Annotated in this window: 20 protein-coding genes; 13 read left to right on the forward strand and 7 right to left on the reverse strand. The window is 60.4% G+C overall.

The window, feature by feature from the left end; genetic code table 11:
- Positions 1-25 precede the first annotated feature (25 nt).
- The 3 genes from GDN47_RS08900 (at position 26) to copC (ending at position 1,595) form a co-directional block, all read left to right on the forward strand.
- On the forward strand, positions 26-505 hold the full coding sequence (locus tag GDN47_RS08900) for a copper chaperone PCu(A)C (protein WP_113350747.1): 480 nt from the start codon (positions 26-28) through the stop codon (positions 503-505).
- Positions 495-1,091: an SCO family protein gene (locus GDN47_RS08905; RefSeq protein ID WP_145319207.1), complete on the forward strand. Its 597-nt coding sequence runs from the start codon at positions 495-497 to the stop codon at positions 1,089-1,091. The genes GDN47_RS08900 and GDN47_RS08905 overlap by 11 nt, the downstream gene beginning before the upstream one ends.
- Positions 1,092-1,226: 135 nt before the next feature.
- Positions 1,227-1,595, forward strand: coding sequence for a copper homeostasis periplasmic binding protein CopC (gene copC / locus GDN47_RS08910; RefSeq protein WP_152093093.1), 369 nt, complete (start codon positions 1,227-1,229; stop codon positions 1,593-1,595).
- A 56-nt stretch (positions 1,596-1,651) separates the two neighbouring features.
- Here copC and GDN47_RS08915 read toward each other — a convergent pair whose 3' ends face one another.
- A complete protein-coding gene (locus tag GDN47_RS08915) occupies positions 1,652-2,308 on the reverse strand; it encodes a TetR/AcrR family transcriptional regulator (protein ID WP_113329471.1) in 657 nt (218 codons plus the stop codon).
- Between the two features lie 122 nt (positions 2,309-2,430).
- Between GDN47_RS08915 and GDN47_RS08920 the strand changes: the two genes are divergently transcribed.
- Both GDN47_RS08920 and GDN47_RS08925 read left to right on the forward strand, forming a co-directional pair.
- Positions 2,431-3,630, forward strand: coding sequence for an HlyD family secretion protein (locus GDN47_RS08920; protein ID WP_152093094.1), 1,200 nt, complete (start codon positions 2,431-2,433; stop codon positions 3,628-3,630).
- A 17-nt stretch (positions 3,631-3,647) separates the two neighbouring features.
- Positions 3,648-5,243 (forward strand): DHA2 family efflux MFS transporter permease subunit, encoded by a 1,596-nt coding sequence (locus GDN47_RS08925; protein ID WP_113329473.1) that lies wholly within the window; start codon positions 3,648-3,650, stop codon positions 5,241-5,243.
- A 553-nt stretch (positions 5,244-5,796) separates the two neighbouring features.
- On the opposite strand, the gene GDN47_RS08930 is transcribed toward GDN47_RS08925, so the two are convergent.
- Together GDN47_RS08930 and GDN47_RS08935 are read right to left on the reverse strand one after the other, a co-directional pair.
- Entirely contained in the window at positions 5,797-7,101 is a 1,305-nt protein-coding gene (locus GDN47_RS08930; protein ID WP_152093095.1) for a sigma-54-dependent transcriptional regulator, read from the reverse strand.
- Entirely contained in the window at positions 7,098-8,813 is a 1,716-nt protein-coding gene (locus GDN47_RS08935; protein ID WP_233788589.1) for a sensor histidine kinase, read from the reverse strand. Before GDN47_RS08935 ends, GDN47_RS08930 begins: the two co-directional genes overlap by 4 nt.
- 391 nt (positions 8,814-9,204) lie before the next feature.
- On the opposite strand from GDN47_RS08935, the gene GDN47_RS08940 reads away from it, so the two are divergent.
- The gene (locus tag GDN47_RS08940) at positions 9,205-10,530 is read left to right on the forward strand and encodes an MFS transporter (protein WP_113350739.1); all 1,326 of its coding nucleotides are present in this window, start codon (positions 9,205-9,207) and stop codon (positions 10,528-10,530) included.
- Positions 10,531-10,661: 131 nt separating this feature from the next.
- Here GDN47_RS08940 and GDN47_RS08945 read toward each other — a convergent pair whose 3' ends face one another.
- The 3 genes from GDN47_RS08945 to GDN47_RS08955 all read right to left on the reverse strand — a co-directional run bounded on the left by GDN47_RS08945 (position 10,662) and on the right by GDN47_RS08955 (position 13,204).
- Positions 10,662-10,943, reverse strand: a complete 282-nt coding sequence (locus GDN47_RS08945) for a hypothetical protein (RefSeq protein WP_145319188.1) — start codon at positions 10,941-10,943, stop codon at positions 10,662-10,664.
- A 359-nt stretch (positions 10,944-11,302) separates the two neighbouring features.
- Entirely contained in the window at positions 11,303-11,935 is a 633-nt protein-coding gene (locus GDN47_RS08950; protein WP_113329477.1) for a Vgb family protein, read from the reverse strand.
- A gap of 48 nt (positions 11,936-11,983) precedes the next feature.
- Positions 11,984-13,204 (reverse strand): helix-turn-helix domain-containing protein, encoded by a 1,221-nt coding sequence (locus tag GDN47_RS08955; RefSeq protein WP_152093097.1) that lies wholly within the window; start codon positions 13,202-13,204, stop codon positions 11,984-11,986.
- A 119-nt stretch (positions 13,205-13,323) separates the two neighbouring features.
- Here GDN47_RS08955 and GDN47_RS08960 point away from each other — a divergent pair, with 119 nt between their 5' ends.
- Both GDN47_RS08960 and GDN47_RS08965 read left to right on the forward strand, forming a co-directional pair.
- Positions 13,324-14,121, forward strand: coding sequence for a DUF899 domain-containing protein (locus GDN47_RS08960; RefSeq protein ID WP_113389447.1), 798 nt, complete (start codon positions 13,324-13,326; stop codon positions 14,119-14,121).
- Complete coding sequence (locus GDN47_RS08965) at positions 14,121-14,399, forward strand: hypothetical protein (protein WP_152093098.1); 279 nt, start codon at positions 14,121-14,123, stop codon at positions 14,397-14,399. The genes GDN47_RS08960 and GDN47_RS08965 overlap by 1 nt, the downstream gene beginning before the upstream one ends.
- Positions 14,400-14,412: 13 nt before the next feature.
- Here the strand turns inward: GDN47_RS08965 and GDN47_RS08970 are convergent, their stop codons facing one another.
- On the reverse strand, positions 14,413-15,225 hold the full coding sequence (locus GDN47_RS08970; RefSeq protein ID WP_152093099.1) for a helix-turn-helix transcriptional regulator: 813 nt from the start codon (positions 15,223-15,225) through the stop codon (positions 14,413-14,415).
- Positions 15,226-15,411: 186 nt separating this feature from the next.
- On the opposite strand from GDN47_RS08970, the gene GDN47_RS08975 reads away from it, so the two are divergent.
- The 5 genes from GDN47_RS08975 (at position 15,412) to GDN47_RS08995 (ending at position 20,229) form a co-directional block, all read left to right on the forward strand.
- Complete coding sequence (locus tag GDN47_RS08975; protein ID WP_113350733.1) at positions 15,412-16,503, forward strand: ABC transporter ATP-binding protein; 1,092 nt, start codon at positions 15,412-15,414, stop codon at positions 16,501-16,503.
- A gap of 22 nt (positions 16,504-16,525) precedes the next feature.
- Entirely contained in the window at positions 16,526-17,689 is a 1,164-nt protein-coding gene (locus GDN47_RS08980) for a polyamine ABC transporter substrate-binding protein (protein ID WP_152093100.1), read from the forward strand.
- Positions 17,690-17,775: 86 nt separating this feature from the next.
- Positions 17,776-18,642, forward strand: coding sequence for an ABC transporter permease (locus GDN47_RS08985; protein ID WP_113350731.1), 867 nt, complete (start codon positions 17,776-17,778; stop codon positions 18,640-18,642).
- Complete coding sequence (locus GDN47_RS08990) at positions 18,642-19,454, forward strand: ABC transporter permease (protein WP_152093101.1); 813 nt, start codon at positions 18,642-18,644, stop codon at positions 19,452-19,454. The genes GDN47_RS08985 and GDN47_RS08990 overlap by 1 nt, the downstream gene beginning before the upstream one ends.
- Positions 19,455-19,467: 13 nt before the next feature.
- Positions 19,468-20,229, forward strand: coding sequence for an SDR family NAD(P)-dependent oxidoreductase (locus tag GDN47_RS08995; RefSeq protein WP_152093102.1), 762 nt, complete (start codon positions 19,468-19,470; stop codon positions 20,227-20,229).
- The last annotated feature ends 10 nt before the right edge of the window (positions 20,230-20,239 follow it).

The raw sequence follows: 20,239 nt of genomic DNA on the forward strand, positions 1-20,239 counted from the left end.
CTTTTCCGGATCAAGGATATCGATCATGCTGAGACAGATTTTTGCCCTTGCCGCTTTCGGGCTGGCGTTCCTTTCTTCCTCCCTCGCTTGTGCCGACGATGTCAAAATCGGCGATCTCACCATTTCCGCGCCCTATGTTCGCGCCATGGTGCCGGGAGCTCCCGTCGGTGGCGGTTATATGACCATCACGAATACGGGCGGCGCCGACGACCGGCTGGTGGCTGCAAGTTCACCGCGCGCCGCAACAGTCCAGATTCACGAGATGAAGATGGACAAGGAGGTCATGATCATGCGCGAGCTTGCCGGCGGCCTGCCGATACCGGCCGGCCAGACCGTCGAACTCAAACCCGGCGGCTATCATCTCATGTTCATGAAGGTTGCCGAGCCCTTCCTTCAGGGCCAGACGGTGAAAGCAACGCTCAAATTCGAAAAAGCCGGCTCTGTCGACGTCGATTTCCCGGTCGGATCGATAGCGGCGAACAAGGAGACGTCCCATGTCAAATAGACGACGTTTCGTTGCAGCCACCGTCGCCCTTATGCTTGTCGCCGGTGCGGGCGCGATCGGCTACGCAACGTTCCTCGTGCTGCCTGAGGTGCAGGCCACGGGCGGTCCCGGCGCAGCCTTCACGCTCACGGACGATCGCGGTGAGCCCATCACCGAAAAGGCCCTGTCGGGCCATCCCTCGCTCGTCTATTTCGGCTACACGCATTGCCCCGACGTTTGCCCGACAACGCTTTACGATATGGCGGGCTGGTTCAAGACGCTCGGACCGCAGGCCGATGGGTTGAAAGCTTATTTCTTTACCGTCGACCCGGAGCGCGACACGCCGGAGATCATGCATAGCTACACGGGCAATTTTACCGACCGCATCACCGGGATCACGGGTGATCCCACCGAAATGCAGAAGGCCATCAAGGGCTGGCGCATCTATGCCAAGAAGGTGCCGAGCCCAGACGGTGGATATACCATGGATCATACCGCCTCCGTGCTGCTCATCGATGCCGGCGGCAATCTCAGAGGCACCATCGCCTATCAGGAAAACAACGATGTCGCGCTGCAGAAGATCCGAAATCTGCTGCGGCAGGATTAATTCCGTGGCGCGTAAGCACCACTGGGAAATGGAAATTCCGTCCGGCTCTGCCCGTAACGGATATCGGCGATCGAGCGATCGCCATCATACGATCCGCAGACCTTCTTCGGATCATCAACAGGATGAGGAAACCAAATGCCCCCGATCAAGAAATTGCTCCTCGCTGCCGGCGTCATCGGCATCGCCTTTGCCGGCCAGGCCATGGCACACGCCCATCTGAAGTCGGCCGTTCCGGCAGCCGACGGCACGGTCAAGACCGCGCCATCGGAGCTCGACCTGACTTTCTCGGAAGGCCTCAATCTGAAATTCAGCGGCGTCAAGGTCACCGGCCCCGACAAGGCGAGCGTAAAGACCGGAGAAGGCATGCTGATGAACAGCGGCACCACGCTGATGGTGCCCTTGACCGACAAATTGCCGGCCGGCAAGTACACGGTCGAATGGCATGTGCTCTCCACGGACGGCCACAAAACCAACGGGAGCTACAGTTTCACCATTGCGCCTTGACCGGTCCGAAGGCTGCCCGCAATTGCGCGGACACCATTCGCCCTTCCATTTCCGGCTCAAGCCGAGCCGGAAATGCAGCCCTGCAGGAAGATCGCCGCACATTCGGTCGCGCGGGTTCTTATTTCCTCATCGTCAGGAGCCTCGCGCTGGCCCAGCATGACAGCCCGCTGCGGCTCCATGGTCATCATGCCCCTGAGGAAGCCGGCCGCGAGGGGGATATTGGCAATTCTAATCGCTCCCTTATCGTGCTGGCTGCGCAGCCATACCTCGAAAACCACGGTCGAGGCCCTGATCGCCCGTTCGTAGAAGGAGGCCGCGATTTCGGGAAAGCGATCAGCCTCCGCTACGGCCAGACGATTGATCGCGATGGTTTCCGGGTCCAGTGCCAGACGGCCGTAGGCAATCAGGATCTGTTCCAGCCCATGATGAAGATCCGTGTGCCTGAGCAAGCCCTGATCCACCTCGACGTTGAAGCGCGCGATGCGATCCGTAATCACGGCATTGAAGATCTCGCCCTTGCTTTCGAACAGCCGATAGACTGTTTTGGTCGATACTCCCGCATCCTGCGCGATGTCGTTGACGCATGCAGCGGCATAGCCCGCCTCCAGAAAACGCTTGCGCGCAGACGAAAGCACGATCGCCTTGGTGTCGTCATCACAGCGGACTTGCGGCCGTCCTCGTGGTCGTTTCGTGGCTTTTTGATTTAGGACCATAGATATTTTCCAAAATCCAGTTGACTTGGATTTTATAGCGCTTATTTTGGAAAATAGCAAGTTTCTAAAATGAACTTGGCCGCTACCCCTGCCCGGCAGCGACCGTTGTCAGGAGCAAGTACATGGCTAACAATCTGCATATCGTAACGTCCGAAGGCGCTTCCAGCGAGGCGCAGGGGACTGTTGAGGCGAAAGCCAAGGAAGGCATAACAGCCGAGCCCCGTCCGGAGGCACGACAAGACCAGGCGGACGGCAATACTGCAGCAAAGCGTAGCAAGACGCCGCGCCGGCTGCTGTATGGCGGGGGCGCGATCGCCATTATCGCCGCCGTGGGCTATTACGGGCACGACTATTGGCAGAACGGCCGTTTCGAGGTGTCGACCGACGACGCCTATGTCCAGGCCGACAACAGCTCGATCGCCCCGAAGATCTCAGGCTATCTGGCGGAAGTGCTGGTCAAGGACAATGAGACAGTAAAGGCCGGCCAGCCGCTCGCCCGCATTGACGACCGTGACTTCCGGGCTGCACTTGACCAGGCAAGGGCCGATGTCGCCGCGGCTTTGGCGACCATAGAGGCCGAGCAGGCCTCGCTGGATATTCAGCAGTCGACGATCGCCGCAGCCCGGGCAACGCTGGATGTGGACAAGGCCAACGAAACCTTCGCAGAGCAGAACAACAAGCGCTACGCCAGCCTCGCCTCCAACGGTTATGCGGCCGTGCAGACCGCGCAGCAGGCCGCATCGCAGATCGCCGCGGCGCAGGCTTCCATCGTCAGGGATACCGCAACGCTGGAAGGTGCCGTCAAACAGGTTGCACTTCTGAAAGCCCAGATCGCACAGGCAACCGCCGCCCTGCAGAAAAGTCAGGCCGTCCAGCACCAGGCCGAGCTGAACCTTTCCTATACGACCATCACGGCTCCCGTCGACGGCACCGTCGGCAACCGTACGCTGCGCATCGGCCAATATGTCCAGGCGGGAACGCAGCTGATGTCGCTCGTGCCGACCGACCAGGCCTATGTCGTCGCCAATTACAAGGAGACGCAGCTGACGAACGTCCATGCCGGCCAACCTGTCGATATCGAAGTCGACATGTTCCCCGGCAAGGTCTTCCATGGTCATGTCGACAGCCTTGCGCCGGCAAGCGGACAGGAATTCGCCCTGCTGCCGCCGGACAATGCGACCGGCAACTTCACCAAGGTCGTTCAGCGAATTCCGGTCAGGATTGCGCTTGACCCGCAGACCATGAATAGCGGTGAACTTCGCCCGGGAATGTCCGTCGAGCCGAGTATCAACACCAAAGCAGACGTCGCACAGCGGAACTGACGGCGGGAGCCCTCACAATGTCCACCATCACAATGGATGGCCGCGCGATGCCGGCCGCAGCGGCGGAGCCGCGCGCATCGACAAGAGAGTGGATCGCAGTGCTGGCCGGCATGATCGGCGCGTTCATGGCGATCCTGAACATCCAGATCACCAATGCCTCCCTCCTCGATATCGAGGGGGGCATCGGCACCGGAGTTGATAATGGCGCCTGGATCTCGACCTCCTATCTGATCGGCGAGATCGTCGTCATTCCGCTCACCGCCTATCTCAGCAGCGTCTTTTCATTTCGCCGTTATATCCTGGTGAACTCGGTTCTGTTTCCGCTGTTATCTCTCTCCTGCGCCTTTGCCCACGATCTCGGAACGATGATCGTGCTTCGCGGCCTGCAGGGATTTGCCGGCGGCGTCCTGATCCCGATGGCTTTCACCATGGTGCTGACGAAGCTTCCGAAGCCGCAGCAGCCCTTGGGGCTGGCGATCTTCGCGCTGTCCGTCACCTTCGCTCCGGCTATCGGCCCTACGATCGGCGGCTATCTGACCGAGAATTACGGCTGGCAGACGATTTTCTTCATCAATGCCGGCCCGAGCGCCATCATGGTCGTGGCACTTGCCCTGACGCTGGACAAACAGCCCATGCAGCTGAAGCTGCTGCGCGAAGGCGACTGGGCCGGTATCGTGACGATGGCGATCGGCCTCTCTGCCCTGCAAACCGTGCTTGAAGAAGGCAACAAGGACGACTGGTTCTCCTCGCCCTTCATCGTCAGGCTCAGCATCGTCGCGGCCGTGTTCCTGACGCTCTTCATTATCATCGAATTGAAGGTTTCGAAGCCGCTGGTGAAATTGCGGCTGCTGAAGCAAAGGAATTTCGGGCTGGGCGTGCTTGCCAATATTCTCGTCGGTGTCGCGCTGTTCGGGACGGTCTACATCTTGCCGCAATATCTCGGCCAGGTGCAGAAGTACAATGCCGAGCAGATCGGCAACGTCCTTGCCTGGACGGGCTTGCCGCAGCTGCTGTTGATCCCCCTTGTTCCGCTGATGATGAAGCGGGTGGATGTGCGCTGGCTTGCCTTCTTCGGCATTGCGGTCTTTGCGCTTAGCTGCTTCATGAACGTCACGCTTTCCGCCGATAATGCCGGAGACCAGTTCTTCATTCCGAACATCGTTCGCGCCATCGGCCAGGCCTTCGTCATCACGCCCGTCACCGCGATCACGACAGCAGGAATTGCTCCGGCGGACGCTGCCGCGGCCTCGGGCCTGACGAACATGCTGCGCAACCTCGGCGGCGCCGTGGGCACTGCCTCGCTTGGGACTATCCTGACCAAACGCGAGCAGTTCCACTCCAACATCATCGGCCAATCCGTAACCCTTGCCCGTGACGAGGTTCGCGAGCGGATCGACCAGATGACCGGCTACTTCCTGTCGCATGGAGTTTCGGACCATCAGGCAGCCCAGCAGAAGGCGATCATCGCCCTCGGCCAGATCATCAAGAGACAGGCGCTGATCATGGGCTTCAGCGACACCTTCGCCGTCATCGGCGTGGTGCTTGCCATCGCAGCGATCACCATGCTGTTCACCAAGCGTCCGCAAGCCGGCGGCGGCGCAGGTGCCCACTGAACCATGCGGGTTTATGCACGCGATACCGTATGGCCTGAAGCTGGTAAGAGCGATCTGCGTCTGTACCATGACAATCATACGATGCGCCTCAATGGCGTCCGGAAACCCCAGGCGCTATTGTTCAGTCCCCGTCAGTTTGCCGAATAGAGACGCAAGCGGTCTTGCCGGGACGACAGGGAAACCGTGAACTGAAGAAGCAAATCGCGCGGCGCTGGTTCTTCAGGCGCCGAAAGCGGCTACCTGTTCATGTCCTCGACGACCCAGCGGAAAAATAACAATATAACGGCTGCAAATAGTAATAGCTGCATCAATTTAGGCAAATCAAGCATATCATAGCTCTCTAATTTAACTGCTGCATCATGCAGGCGAGCCACAATATCTCAACATGTATTAATTATTCTCTATTTTACGCAGAATAATTATGATTAATACATCGTTAATCTATTTTATACATCGCACATCTATACAGATATGGAGAAAACTACATTCAATACGCATCACGCCATCAAGTTGAGGCAGTAAACTATACTCGCCCTCTCACTCTCGACTGATCTCACTTACGGTAGGCCGATGGATTGATGCCGTGGCGTTGCAGACGGGCATAGAGACTTCGGCGCGGCAGTTTGAGCGCCTGCGCAACCTCGGAAATATCCCCCTCATATCTCTCCAGCGTGGCCCGCAGAATGTTTGCCTCGAAGTGATCCATCTGATCGGAGAGGCCGAGCTCCACGGAAGGTTGGCTGCGAGCGGAGGCAAGGCCAAGCGCCACTTGGGTCGCATAATTGCGCAGCTCCCGGACATTGCCCAGCCAGTCGTCGGTTAGAAATCGCGCCTCCATCGCGGCATCGATGGGCGGACGCGGCACGCCGTGCAGGCGGGCGGCCTCGTCGAGGAAGGCGCTGAACAACAGTCCGATATCAGCCCGGCGCTCCCGCAGGGGCGGAATACGGATCCGCACGGTTTCCAACCGATAGAGCAGATCGGCGCGAACGCGGTTTTCAGCCACCGAGCCATGCGGAGCGTGCTTCGTCGCAGCGACAATGCGAAGATCGACAGGGGTCGACTCGCCACTCACCGAAGGCAGCTCGCGTTCCTCGGCAACGCGCAGAAGCCGTCCCTGCAGCATGGGGGACATGCTATCGATCTCGTCGAGAAACAGCGTGCCGCGATCTGCCTCGGCAATACGTCCGCGCCGGGCGCGGTTTCCGAACAGGACCTCGTCGGCGATCGCGTCCGGCAGGGAGGCACAATCGACCGAGACGAAGCTGCGGGCGCGCCGCCTGCTCCAGCGGTGGATGAGCCGAGCCACGAGTTCCTTGCCGGTCCCCGTTTCGCCTTCGATCAGGACATCCACGTCGGCATTTGCAACCTGGCGGATCGTCTCGCGCAACCGTGCCATGACCGCCGTCTGGCCGAGAAGCGGCGCTGCGTCCTCCGCCTCTGCGGCTGCTTGTCGCAAACGCCGGTTTTCCAGCACCAGGCGGCGCGTTTCCAGCGCCCGGCGCACGGATGCGATCAGGTGATCGGTGGCAAAGGGCTTGGCAATGAAATCGTAGGCGCCCTGTTTCAGCGCGCCGACCGCCATGGCGATATCGCCGTGGCCGGTCATCAGGATAACGGGCAAATCCGGATCGCGCGCCAGCACGGCTTCCAGCAAATCGTGCCCATCGATGCGCGGCAGGCGGATATCGCTGACGATCACACCGGGCAATGCGGTTGCAAGACTTGCCAACGCAGATTGCCCATCACCATGCGTCTCCACGTCGAAGCCCGCTATGACGAAGGAATCGGTAAGCGCTGCATTGAAGGGACCATCGTCCTCGACCAGAAGGATTTTCTGCGACGCTTCCAGGGTCATGCCCGCCTCATAGTCATTACGAATGCCGCGCCGCCGAGCGGCGACGAACCGATAGTCAACGATCCGCCGAGATCGTTCATAATGTCCTGTGCGATCCCGAGCCCAAGACCGAGCCCATCGGGCTTGCCGGTAATGAATGGGCGGAATATCTCCTTGGCCAATGCCGGATCGATGCCGGGGCCATTATCGGCGACGGTCAGTTTCACCATATCCTTTCCGGCGGCGTCCACGAGCAGCGCAACATGCGGATCCTCGATACCGGCAACCGCATCGATAGCGTTCTGCAGCAGATTGACGATGACCTGCTCCAGCCGCACCCGCTCGGCAAGCACATGCGGCAGCCCTTTCGCCGGCAGATCCAGCCGCACGCCGGCTTTGCGAAATCGATTCCCCACCAGCAGCAAGGCGCCCGCAATGATGGCATCGAGCGGTTCCGCTGCTGCTGCGCGTCGCCCCCTGCGCGAAAACCGTCGCATCTCCTGCGTAATCGTCCCGATACGCGCCGTCACCTCGACCGCGGCATCGAGATTGGCGCCAACGCGATCGAGACGATTGGCCGCGAGATGGTGGCGCGCATTCTCGGCAAGGGTGCGGATGGTCGCGACAGGCTGGTTTATTTCATGCATCAACCCCGCCGTGATCGAACCGACAGAAGCAAGCCGGTTCGCCTGGGCAAGTTCCTCCCGAGCATCGCGATATCGGTCCTCGGCGCGCGCACGTTCAGCCATCTCCTCGTGCAGCTCGGCCGTGCGTGCGGCGACGGCCTCCTCAAGCGCTCGCCGATCAGCCGCTGCCCTGGCCGCCCGGGTCATCCGCCACCAGATCGCAGCAACAACGACGGCCAAACCGACGATGACGGGTAAAGCCAGCAGCCAGGCGCGCGCCTGTGCCTCCTGCAGCGCCGCGCGGGTGTCGAGAAGATGCAGGAGACGCAAATGTGTCCCGCCCACCGGCTGCTCGGCAGCGATCATGATCCGACCTCGTGGACCGCGTATGCGACCGGCATCCTCGGCGAGATAATTTCCCTGCCCAAGGGCGGCGTCGCGATATTGGCCGCTTGCGGCGATGCCAACCCGGACTTCGGACGATAGAGGTGCAAGCGTCGTCAGCACCTGTGACGGCTCGGATGCGGCAAGGATGATCTGATGTTCGTCAACGACAAACGTTTTTCCGGGATCGTTCGCCCAGATTCGCGATACCGCATCGAACTCGAATTTGACTACGACGACTCCGACCGGAGCGGCAGCATCGCCGACCCTGCGGGCCAGAAACAGACCTGGCCGGCCGCTGATCGCTCCAGCGCCGTAATATTCCGCCGTGCCGTCTTTCAGCGCCTCGGAAAAATAGGGGCGGAAGCTGAAGTTCTTGCCAACGAAACTATCTTCGGTCCCCGCATTCGATGCGGAAATGACAAGCCCCTTCTGATCGACGAGATAGATGATATAGGCGCCGGTTTCCCGCGCCAGGAAACCAAGCTTTTCATCAAGCCGCCGGGCAGCGTCCGTCGTGGGGCTAGCGAGCGCCTCGCCAAGATCACGATATTCGCCAAGCACGATTGGAAGAAGCCGAAACCGCGCGAGCTCACTGTCAAGCAGGCGAATGTGCTGGACCGCGAGCCCGTTCGCCTCCGCATCCAGCCGCCTCAGCGCATCCTGACGCGCAAGCAAAAGGGCCGAACACCAAATGGCCGCGGCAGCGGCCAAACTGGCCACCACCAACAGCACAATTCGCTTCAGACTTGATCCCCTCATATGTGCAGAATATTGCACAAACCCCGAAATAGTCATGCAAAATCTTGCGCATCATATCCCCGCAATCGGCAGTACGTCCGAGGAAAAGTGAATTATATCAATAGAATATCCTGACCTCTCCTAAAATCTCGCACCTCGCGTTTTCCCCACTTATCAATAGGATCACTGGGAGAGTGGACCTTCAATACGCAGAACAGTTGGCTACTGGGGTCGAGCTACGGTATTGCCGATGGCGCCTTAAATGGCCGACCGCCAGCCGCCCAAATGCATAGGGCTCTCCTGACAAACCTGTCGTTTGCTGCGCCATCGCCGCGTAACGACGATCCGAAGTGAGAACGGGAGGAGAGGAACAATGCTGAATACATTAGAAGATACCATCACGACGACGGCGGCGACCGAAGGAGCCGCGCGGCGTCAACGTCTGAAATCGATCATCGGCGGTTCCACCGGCAATCTGGTCGAATGGTTCGACTGGTATGTCTATGCTGCATTCGCGCTCTATTTCGCACCGCATTTCTTCCCCGCCGGCGACCAGACGGCGCAGCTGTTGAATTCGGCAGCTGTCTTTGCCGTCGGCTTCGTCATGCGGCCGATCGGCGCCTGGATCATGGGGCTCTATGCCGACCGCAAGGGCCGCAAAGCCGGCCTCGCCCTTTCGGTGACGCTGATGTGTGCGGGGTCGCTAATTATCGCGCTGACGCCGGGATATGAGACCATCGGCGTGCTGGCACCGGCACTTCTGGTTCTCGCCCGCCTAATGCAAGGCCTGTCGGTCGGCGGCGAATATGGCGCCTCCGCGACGTACCTCTCCGAGATGGCCGGTCGCCAGCGTCGCGGTTTCTTCTCGTCCTTTCAGTATGTCACGCTGATCTCAGGTCAGCTTCTTGCCATTGCACTGTTGATCCTGTTGCAGGCCGCGATGACGACGGAAGCGCTGAATGCCTGGGGATGGCGCATTCCCTTTTTCATGGGAGCAGCGCTTGCAGTCGTGGTCTTCTGGCTGCGCCGCGGCCTGGCAGAAACCGAAAGCTTCAAGAATGCACGCGCAAGCGATACACAGAAATCCGGCTTCTGGATGCTCATCACCCGGCACCCCAAGGAAACCGCGCTCGTCATGCTGCTCACGGCTGGCGGCACGCTCGCCTTCTACGCCTATTCGATCTACATGCAGAAATTCCTGGTCAACACCTCGGGGTTCAGCCGGGAAACGTCGAGCGAGATAAACGCAATCACGCTGTTCATTTTCATGCTGCTGCAGCCGATTGCAGGTGGCCTCTCCGACAAGATCGGCCGCAAGCCGCTGATGATCGGTTTCGGTCTCTGCGGTATGCTGTTTACCTATCCGATCTTCTCGGCGCTCGAAACCACGAGGGATCCATTCCTCGCCGGGCTGCTCGTCATGGGCGCACTGGTCATCGTCACCGGCTACACATCGATCAATGCCGTCGTGAAGGCGGAACTGTTTCCTGCTCATATCCGGGCTCTCGGCGTCGCATTGCCCTATGCGCTGGCCAACACACTCTTCGGCGGCACAGCCGAATTCGTGGCGTTGAAATTCAAGAGCAGCGGCTGGGAACAGGGTTTCTATTGGTACGTGACCGCGATGATCGGCATTTCGCTCATCGTCTATCTCTTCATGCGGGATACGGCCAAAGACAGCGCCATTCAGGAAGATTGAGGCGATCGCGCCAACCGTCGTCATGTCGGCCGGAGAAGGCCGGCCCGATGGTACGGGAAACCAAACCGCGCAAAGCATCCATCCGTACGTCCTGAATCGGATGGATGCAGCCGGGCCGGCCATTTATTGCGTCAATGCAGCAGCCCACGACCTTTCTTACGCCCATTCAGCAGATGGATGAAGGTGATCCCCTGCTCCAATAGCAGTTCCGCGGCTTTGAGATCATTCAGCCCGAGATCGGACGAACAGCCGCGCAGATTACATGCCAGGAACAGCGAATTGGTGACGGCAAGCGTATCGCCATCCTCCTCGGCCTCTTCGGCGGTGGCTTGCAGTACATCCGCGACGGCCGCCATAAGATCGGCGCGCTCCTGCAAGTTCATTTCGCCAAGACTTTTCGTGATCTCACTCATGACTTCTCCTTGGCGTGCCCGACCATTCACGACATCCGTCAGGATCGGCGCGGCTCGCAACTTGGAATGATTGAAATGCGGTTGGTAAGTGAAATATGGCAATGAAAGCGGAAGCCGGCAAGGCATGGCTTCCATGTTGAAAACGCATGGCATTGCGGTTGGTTCAAAATGCGTGAGATGGCGATCGCAGGACCTAGCCCGGAGCTCCGTTTATGGCTCGTCGAACTTCAAAGTCGCGCTATCCGGTCGTGATCGGGATGCGATCTTTTAAGCCGGAGACGTAAGTCAACTCTTTCCAAAACCGAGCGCCTGGGATCGATCGACCGATTCCAGGCGCAGGACGTCTTCGTTGCCGCCACTCAGCGCGGACGGCGGATTGCTCGCAGTTTGCCGCTGCCGCCGCCACCGGCATAGAAACGGTCCTTGCCATCGGATTCCAGCCCCGAAACGCCGGTACCCTCCGGCATTTCGAGCCGCTCCAAAACTTCGCCGGTCACCGGATCGACGCGGCGGACATCGCTTTCGTCGCCCTCCCAGGTGCCGTGCCATAGCTCGCCATCCACCCATGTCACGCCGGTGACGATACGGTTGGATTCGATGGTTCGGCGGATGGCGCCGGTCTCCGGGTCTATCTCGTAGATCTTGCGGCCGCGATGCTGCCCCACCCACAGACTGCCGTCGCTCCAGGCAAGACCTGAATCACCGCCATTGCCCGGTGCGGGAATGGTGGAGAGTATATTGCCCGTTCCAGGATCGACCTTATGAATCTTGTCCTCGGCGATCTGATAGAGATGGTGACCGTCGAAAGCGGTGCCAGCGTGCGAGGCGACGTCGATCGTGCGCACCTGCTCCCCGCTTTCCGGGTTCAGGGCATGCAGCTTTTCGCCAGAGGCGAACCAGACGTGCTGCCCGTCGAAAGTGACGCCGTTTACACGCGGCGCATTGTCGAAGGGGCCGTATTCGCGAATGATTTCCGCTCGGGATTTTTTCATGGATGCATCCTCCAGTCGGGATTGGTTGAGTGTCGATGATGCAAAAGCTTAGTCGCTCGGCAGTGGTCCCGGGAGTAACAATGTTGACGGGAAGTCAAGAACCGGCGGCATCATCCAGCGGCGAGCCCGGCCGTTGCCGACGCCCTGCACCATCCCATCCGCGGCAAGTGCGTCGAGCGCGCGCTGCACCGTGCGCGGACTTATCGCGAGCGCGATAGATAGCGCCGAACTCGACCAGGATTCTCCATCCGACAGCAGGGCAAGCAGCGAGGCATTCTCGACTTCCACAGGCGGCACCAGCACCACGACATCTCGCTTTCCTCGCGGCGTCAGCGCAAAACCGTGCTGTGTCGCATTGATATCGGCAAGCAGCTCTAGGGCGGCGCGAAGCCTGCCAATCTCAACCCTCAGTCTGGCCCGATGGGATTCATCGGCGTGACGGGCGCGAAATGCCCGGGAAAGCAGCAGCTCCCGCGGCGCATCGTCGGGTGCCGCCTCGGCCAGCGCGCGTGCCAGGGCAAAGAGCACCGGCCGGCTCGCAAGCGAGATGATGTCTCCACCGCTGCGCACGACATTGCGGCAGGCATCGACAACCAAGGTATCGGACGCCAGAAGCGTCTCGACTTCGTCAAGCGACAACAGCTTTTCCCGCCCCTGCGCAAACAGGCGTGCCGCCGGCTCATCGAGCGCGCGCGCCGCATCGCGGACCTCGACCATAAGCGCGGGGATTCCCGCTTTGCCGGCCGCTTCCTCGGCGCGCGCCAGAGCGGCGCGTGCCGGCTGAATACGCAGGCGGCGGATGGCGATGCCGGCAGCCGCCAGTTCATGGCTTGCCTTTGCAGCGGGCGGCAGCGGCGACGCATCGAGTTTTGCCAGCAGCCGTTCGGCCTCGTCCAGATGACCGACCAGCAGCAGACGCCGTATCTGCAGATTGCGGGCATGGGCGGCGTTGATTTGATCGCCATGTTTTTCGAGAACGGCCCGTGCCGTCTCCAGCGCTTTCTCGGGCCAGCCGAGGTCGCGCGAGACAAGGGCGATCTCGGCTTCGGCCACGATGCAGCGAGCACGGGCAACCGCCTCGCGCGGGCCGAAGGCGCGCGCGGCATTCTTCAGCAACACCTTCGCGCGGGCTAGGTCGCCCAGCTGCGCCATTGCGATGCCGCGCAGTGCCAGCGCCGGGGCGTCGTCGCGCAGCGCGACGCGCTTCAGCGCGCCCAGCACGTCGCCTGATGCAAGCGCCTGGGCAGCCGCGACGATCAACGAATCCATCGAAATCCCGTCACACTTGTAACTCCCACCCCTTACGCCCCTAGCGGTAAGTTATCGCATATCGGCTGGCAAGATGCAGCGCCGACAAGGACAGACCTGACACAAAGAGGAGATGAACCATGACGACGCATAGGACCGGAACGCGCAAGGAATGGCTTTCGGCACGGCTTTCCCTGCTGGAGCAAGAAAAAGAGCTGACGCGGCGCAGCGACGAGATCGCCGCCCGTCGTCAGGAATTGCCATGGGTGAAGGTGGAAAAGGACTATCGGCTCGAGACCGACCAGGGTGTCGTTCCGCTCTCGGGCCTCTTCAAGGGGCGCTCGCAGCTTCTCGTTTATCACTTCATGTTCGGACCGGACTACACGGCCGGCTGCCCATCCTGCTCATCGATCGCAGACGGCTTCAACGGCATCGCCGTACATCTTGAAAATCACGATGTCGCCTTCTCGGCCATCTCCCGCGCCCCGTTCGCGAAGCTGCAGGAGTTCAAGCGGCGCATGGGCTGGACTTTCGATTGGGCTTCTTCCGCCAACAGCGATTTCAACCATGATTTCAATGTCTGGTTCACGCCGGAGGAACAGCGCGACGGCGGCATCGAATATAATTATCGCCGCGAGCCTCCAATACCCGACGCTCAGGTGGGCAAGACGATGCAGCAATGGGAGCTGCGCGGCAGCGAAGGCCCAGTCGAACTGATGGCGTCAATGACGGGGACGGATGTCCCGACCTACACGCGCGACCGGCCTGGCGTCAGCGCCTTCGCCATGCAGGACGGCGACATCTATCATACCTACTCCTCCTATGCCCGCGGGCTTGACGGGCTCTGGGGCATGTATCAGTGGCTGGACCGCGCCCCGCTCGGACGCAACGAGACCGGCGTATGGTGGAAGCACCACGATCGGTACGGAGCAAACTGATGTCCGTCTCGTCCGAAATCGGTGAGAGGGGCGGCCGCACCGCCCCTACCCTGCCCGTCATCGCCGGCCGGCTGCTGGCGTTGGCCGCCGCGCCGAGCTTCGCCCTGATGACCGTGTTATCCGCTTATGGTTCAAACGGCGACATGATCTGTTCTACACAGGGCAGCTCGGTGCTCGGCGGGATGGTGCCGATGTATCTGCTCATGACCTTCTTCCATTGCGGTCCCTGGCTGAAGCTGCTTGCGAGAGATGGAAATGGTGCGCCTATCTCGGGCTAGAGTCTCGACCGAACTATGCGAGATTCTTGAGATAGAGCGAAAGCAGCTGGGTCTGGGATGAAATGCCGAGCTTGCGATAGACGTTGCGGCGGTGAACCTTCACCGTCCCCGTCGAGATATTGAGCTTCAGGCCGATCGATTCCGACGAATGCCCCTGTAAAACGAGCTCGACGATGGCAGTCTCCCGGCTCGTCAGATTGAGATCCCGCCAGACGGCTTCCGCTGGCGGGAGGGTCTCGTTCTCACCCTTCCTGCGCCGGCCCCTGCTGCCGGCCGCCAATTGCGCATCGAAGCGCGAGGCGAGGCCGGACCAATAGTATCTCACCATGTTTGCGACCAGCGGCTCGACCTTCTTCAGCATCGCAAACTCCGCAGGCGGAAAAACCCCGGTTTTCTCGCGTCGCATCAACGAAAGGACGATGGTGACGTCCTCGTCGGCATTAATGAAGAAGCCGATCTCCTCGGCAAGTCCGGTCTGCACATAATAGGTGCGGTAGTACTCGCTGGAAAAGAAGCGATCCGGCGCCAGCTCCCGCATCCTGAGCACGCCTTCGCGGCGGCTGCGCGCCGTGTGGTAGAAGGGATCCAGCAGATAGGGACCGGCCTGGTAGAGCGTGACGAAGACGACATGCTCTTGCGGATCGAAAGTGCTGTAGAGATCGATCGGCCGCTCCTTGCCGCGATAGGCGAAAACGACCACATAGTCGAACCGCACCAGCGCCGCCATCATCTGACGGAACGTCTCTCCGAATTCGGCATCCGTCATCGACGATCGGCCGATCGTGGCGTTGAAGGCGGCAAACAGCCCTTCAAGGTCGGTGCTCATGTGACGGATCCCCTCTGCCGCCCTGCGCATTTGAGCGCAATCCCCATATACACCTCCCACGAAGCATTTGGCACGAAAATACCTCTTTCGGGGTATATACCTCGCGAGAAGCTCGGGCTTACTCTTTCCTCAACGACGGTGGCAATAAGGCAGATCAAGACTGCCGACCAACCGCAGGGAACAGACGTGGCATCCGCTTCAACGAACGATATCGAATTCCGTTCGGTCACAAAGAGCTATGGCGCCGTGACCGCCGTAACGGACATCAATCTCAATGTGCCCAAAGGCGCATTCCTGGCGCTTCTCGGCCCTTCCGGCTGCGGCAAGACGACGTGCCTGCGCATGATCGGCGGCTTTGAACAGCCGAGCGAAGGCACGGTGCTGATCGACGGACGCGAGATGAACGGCGTGCCCGCCTACCGGCGCCCGGTCAACATGGTGTTCCAGCACTACGCGCTGTTTCCGCATTTCAACGTCGCCCAGAATGTCGCCTATGGGCTGAAGCAGATGCGCCCGAAGATCGGCGGTGCCGAAATCGACCGGCGCGTCGCCGAAGCGCTCGAGATGGTTCGCCTCGGCGGTTTCGCCAAGCGGCGCATCCATGAAATGTCCGGCGGCCAGCAACAGCGCGTGGCGCTCGCGCGCGCCATCGTCAACCGTCCCTCCGTGCTCCTGCTCGACGAGCCGCTGGCGGCCCTCGACAAGAAACTGCGCTCGGCCATGCAGATCGAGCTTCAGACGCTGCAGCGCGAGCTCGGCATTACCTTCGTTCTCGTCACTCACGATCAGGAGGAAGCACTGTCGATGGCCGATATCGTCTGCGTCATGAGCGCAGGGCGCATTCGCCAGCTTGGCACGCCGCAGGAAGTCTATGATCGCCCGGCCGATCTTTTCGTCGCCGATTTCGTCGGCAAGACCAATCGCATCGAGGCGACGATGGAAGCCGATGGCGAAACGCTTCGCCTCGCGGATGGTTCGGCGCTTTCGTCCGGCAAGCGCCTCGCACCGGGCGCGGCAATTGCGGCTCTGCGCCCGGAGGCAATCCATCTCAGCCGCGACATGGCTACATCCGGCACGTCCTTTAAGGGCACGGTGACGCATCGCATCTTCCTGGGCTCGTCAGCCGAATACGCAGTCACCGTCCCCGGTCTCGGCGATTTCCTGATCACGTCGGATCGCCGCAGCATGAACGACAGCGATCTCGTGGGTCCGGGCGAAGAGGTCTTCCTCGGCTTCGACCCCACGGCCCTCCATGTCTTTCCAGCATCGAATGCATAAGCCAAAACAAGGGAACAGCATCATGAGCAAGGATTACAAAGACAACCTTCCGATTTCAGCCGAAGGCTTCATGGACAAATTCATGCGCCTGAAGCGCGGCTCTATCAGCCGTCGTCACTTTCTGAATATCACCGGCCTCAGCCTTGCAACGGCGGTCCTGTCGCGCGTCCCTGGCGCGCTGTCGACACCCGCCTATGCCGCCGGCGAACTCGGCACGCAGATGTCGATCGCGACCTGGCCGAACTATCACGACCCTGCAACCTTCGAGAATTTCAAGGCCGCAACCGGCGTTGCCGTCGAGGTCAACGTATTCGGCTCGAACGAGGAAATGCTCGCCAAGTTGCAGGCAGGCGCCTCCGGCTGGTCTCTTTACGTACCGACGAACTACACGATTTCGACCTATCACAAGCTCGGCCTCATCGAGGAACTCGATCTGTCGAAGATCTCGAACTTCAGCCAGGCAACGGAAAGCCCGCGCTTTACCAAGGAAGGACAGATCGACGGCAAGACCTATGCCGTGCCGAAGAACTGGGGCACGACAGGCTTCTCGGTCAACACCAAGAAGATAAAGACCAAGCTTTCGAGCTGGAAGGATTTCTTCGAGATCGCCCAGACCGAGGCCGACGGCCGCGCCATAGTCCACGACTATCAGCTGACCACCATCGGCAGCGCACTCGTTTCCCTCGGCTACGATTTCAACTCGATCAAGCCGGAAGAACTTGCCAAGGCCGAGGAGCTGCTGATCAAGGTCAAGCCGCATCTCTTTGCCATCAACTCCGACTATCAGCCGTCGATGCGTTCGACCGATGCCTGGCTGACCATGTGCTGGACCAATGACGGCGCGCAGCTCAACCGCGACATGCCCGAGCTTGAATATGTGCTCGGCAAGGATGGCGGCGAGATCTGGACCGACTATTACGCGATCCCGAAGGATGCACCCAACAAGGCGGCAGGCTATGCCCTGCTCAACTATCTGATGGACCCGAAGAATGCGGTGAAAGAGCACATCGCCAACGGCGCGCCGACCACCGACAGCCGTGTGATCGAGCTCCTGCCGAAGGAAATCACCTCGAACAAGATCGTCTATCCGGATGAAGCCTCGCTGACGCCGCTCGAATTCGGTGCCGCCGTCACGCTTACCGATCCGAGCCGCGCCGAACTGATGGCACGCTTCAAGTCGGCCTGATCGTTTTTCTTCGACCCGATCCCTGCGCCATGACGGCGGTAAGGGATCGGCTTGCTTCCCAGCACCGGCGGACAAAGAACCTCTCGATGCCCCTTAACCCAGCCACCAAACGGCGCCTCGTCACCGCTGCCCTCGTCGGGCCGGCAAGCATCTGGCTGTTCGTCTTCCTGGTGCTGCCCTTCATCGCCATCATCGTCTTTGCCTTTGGTGAGCGTGCACCTGAAGGTGGCTATCAGGCAGCTTTCACCTTCGCGCAATTCGCCAGTCTTGGCTCGCGGTCTGCTGCTTTCATCAATACGTTGATCCTTGCGCCGATTGGTGCGGCTGCCTGCCTGCTCGTTGCCTATCCGGTCGCCTATTATCTGGCCGTCAAGGCGAGCCCGCAACGCCGCCTGCTGCTCGTTTCACTGGTCGTCGTTCCCTTTTGGACGAGCTTGCTCGTGCGCACATACGCCTGGATGTATCTGCTCGGCGCACGCGGCATACCGCATCTGCTGGAATTCCTGGGCATAGAGAATGTCCGGCTCATCAACACACCCGGAGCCGTGCTGCTCGGCATCGTCTATGGCTATCTGCCGCTGATGATCATGCCGATCTATGTCAGCCTGGAAAAGCTCGACCGCCGATTGCTCGAGGCATCCGCCGATCTCGGCGCCAAGCCTATATCGACCTTCTTCGGCATCACGCTGCCGCTATCCTTGCCTGGCGTCATGACGGGCGTCGCCCTGGTGACGATCCTGTTGCTCGGCGAATATCTGATCCCGCAGCTGCTTGGCGGCGGCAAGGTGTTCTTCATCGGCAATGCGCTTGTCGACCTCTTCCTGCAATCGCGCAACTGGCCGTTCGGATCGGCGATCGCCGTGACGCTCGTCGCCGTCGTCGTCATCGTACTACTTGTCGCGATGCGCATTGCCTGGCGCGTTGCCGGCACCCGTCAGGTGGATCTCGTCTGATGCGCGCGCTCGTTACTTTCGTCTATCTGTTCCTCTATACGCCGATCGCGCTCGTCGTCCTGTTCTCTTTCAATGCCGGCCGCAATGCCAGCGAATTCACCGGCTTTTCGACGCAATGGTACGGACGGGCGCTGTCCAATACCTTCCTGATGGAAGCGCTGCGCAATAGCCTCATCATCGCCTTCACCAGCGCAGCACTTGCGGCGGTCTTCGGCACGATGGCAGCAATCGGCCTAGAGCGGCTCGGTCCTCGCGCCCGCGCCGTCTTCGACGGGCTCTTTGCCGCCGCGATCGTCGTGCCTGGTGTCGTCATCGGCATTGCGACGCTGGTGGCACTCGTCGAGGTCTTCGGTATCATCAACCCATTGATCGCGGCCATCTGGCCTGGCGATCAGCCGCCGAGATTCGCGCTCGGCTATGGCTCGATTATCGCGGCACACGGCCTCTTCACCATGGCGCTGGTGACGATGATCGTGAAGGCGCGCATTGCAAGCGTTGGCCGTGACATCGTTGAAGCCTCCAGCGACCTCTACGCCACGCCGCTGACCACGTTCCGGCAGATCGTGTTGCCGCAGATCATGCCGTCGGTCCTCGCCGGCTTCCTGCTCGCCTTCACCTTCTCCTTCGACGATTTCATCATCGCCTTCTTCGTCGCAGGATCGAACACGACGCTGCCGATCTATGTCTTCGCCTCGATCCGCCGCGGCGTCACGCCGGAGATCAACGCGATCGCGACCATGGTGCTGATCGTATCGCTCTTCCTCATTCTCATCGCGCGTTTCCTGATGCGCGAAAAGACAACGACAAACTGACCAGGGAAACATCATGATACTCAAGGATCGGGTCGCAATCGTCACCGGAGCCGGCTCCGGCATCGGCCGCGCCGGCGCGCTGATCATGGCGCGCGAAGGCGCGCATGTGGTCGTCGCCGATATCGACTTGGCAAATGCCGAGGAGACCGTGCGCCAGATTACCGGGGCGGGTGGCAGCGCCGAAAGCCTGGTCGTCGACGTCATGGACGATCAGGCGCTTGAGGCCGGCGTCGCAAAGATCGCCGCGCGACATGGTCGCATCGACATCCTGCACAATCACGCAGGCGCTCAGGTTGCAGGCAATCTGGAAGAGGTCGCTGTTTCCGGCTTCGATACGTCCTGGAACCTGAATGTGCGGGCGCACTTCATGGCTTCACGCTTCGTCATGCCGGTCATGAAGAAGGCCGGAAAGGGTGTCATTCTCAACACCTCGTCATCATCGGGCGTGCTCTATGACCGCGAGATGATCGCCTATACCACCTCCAAGCACGCGGTCATCGCCATGACCCGCCAGATGGCCGGCGACTATGCCCGGTTCGGCATCCGCGTCAACGCGCTCTGCCCCGGCTGGGTCGACACGCCGTTCAACGCGCCGTTCATCACGCAGATGGGTGGACGCAGCGCCATTGAAGATTACATCGCCGAGAAAGTGCCGCTTGGACGATGGGCCGATGTGTCGGAAATCGCCGAACCGATTCTGTTCCTCGTTTCCGACCGCTCCTCCTACATGACAGGACAAATCCTCGTCGTCGATGGCGGCGAAACGGTCGTCTAGGCTTACGGAC

This window comes from Martinezella dioscoreae (assembly GCF_009176305.1).
In the GTDB taxonomy this organism is placed as follows: domain Bacteria; phylum Pseudomonadota; class Alphaproteobacteria; order Rhizobiales; family Rhizobiaceae; genus Rhizobium; species Rhizobium dioscoreae.

What these genes read in the sequence shown, in the direction of transcription:
- GDN47_RS08900 (WP_113350747.1), top strand. Translation starts at nt 26, where the DNA reads ATGCTGAGACAGATTTTTGCCCTTGCCGCTTTCGGGCTGGCGTTCCTT.
- GDN47_RS08905 (WP_145319207.1), top strand. Translation starts at nt 495, where the DNA reads ATGTCAAATAGACGACGTTTCGTTGCAGCCACCGTCGCCCTTATGCTT.
- copC (WP_152093093.1), top strand. Translation starts at nt 1,227, where the DNA reads ATGCCCCCGATCAAGAAATTGCTCCTCGCTGCCGGCGTCATCGGCATC.
- GDN47_RS08915 (WP_113329471.1), bottom strand. Translation starts at nt 2,308, where the DNA reads ATGGTCCTAAATCAAAAAGCCACGAAACGACCACGAGGACGGCCGCAA.
- GDN47_RS08920 (WP_152093094.1), top strand. Translation starts at nt 2,431, where the DNA reads ATGGCTAACAATCTGCATATCGTAACGTCCGAAGGCGCTTCCAGCGAG.
- GDN47_RS08925 (WP_113329473.1), top strand. Translation starts at nt 3,648, where the DNA reads ATGTCCACCATCACAATGGATGGCCGCGCGATGCCGGCCGCAGCGGCG.
- GDN47_RS08930 (WP_152093095.1), bottom strand. Translation starts at nt 7,101, where the DNA reads ATGACCCTGGAAGCGTCGCAGAAAATCCTTCTGGTCGAGGACGATGGT.
- GDN47_RS08940 (WP_113350739.1), top strand. Translation starts at nt 9,205, where the DNA reads ATGCTGAATACATTAGAAGATACCATCACGACGACGGCGGCGACCGAA.
- GDN47_RS08945 (WP_145319188.1), bottom strand. Translation starts at nt 10,943, where the DNA reads ATGAGTGAGATCACGAAAAGTCTTGGCGAAATGAACTTGCAGGAGCGC.
- GDN47_RS08950 (WP_113329477.1), bottom strand. Translation starts at nt 11,935, where the DNA reads ATGAAAAAATCCCGAGCGGAAATCATTCGCGAATACGGCCCCTTCGAC.
- GDN47_RS08955 (WP_152093097.1), bottom strand. Translation starts at nt 13,204, where the DNA reads ATGGATTCGTTGATCGTCGCGGCTGCCCAGGCGCTTGCATCAGGCGAC.
- GDN47_RS08960 (WP_113389447.1), top strand. Translation starts at nt 13,324, where the DNA reads ATGACGACGCATAGGACCGGAACGCGCAAGGAATGGCTTTCGGCACGG.
- GDN47_RS08965 (WP_152093098.1), top strand. Translation starts at nt 14,121, where the DNA reads ATGTCCGTCTCGTCCGAAATCGGTGAGAGGGGCGGCCGCACCGCCCCT.
- GDN47_RS08970 (WP_152093099.1), bottom strand. Translation starts at nt 15,225, where the DNA reads ATGAGCACCGACCTTGAAGGGCTGTTTGCCGCCTTCAACGCCACGATC.
- GDN47_RS08980 (WP_152093100.1), top strand. Translation starts at nt 16,526, where the DNA reads ATGAGCAAGGATTACAAAGACAACCTTCCGATTTCAGCCGAAGGCTTC.
- GDN47_RS08985 (WP_113350731.1), top strand. Translation starts at nt 17,776, where the DNA reads ATGCCCCTTAACCCAGCCACCAAACGGCGCCTCGTCACCGCTGCCCTC.
- GDN47_RS08990 (WP_152093101.1), top strand. Translation starts at nt 18,642, where the DNA reads ATGCGCGCGCTCGTTACTTTCGTCTATCTGTTCCTCTATACGCCGATC.
- GDN47_RS08995 (WP_152093102.1), top strand. Translation starts at nt 19,468, where the DNA reads ATGATACTCAAGGATCGGGTCGCAATCGTCACCGGAGCCGGCTCCGGC.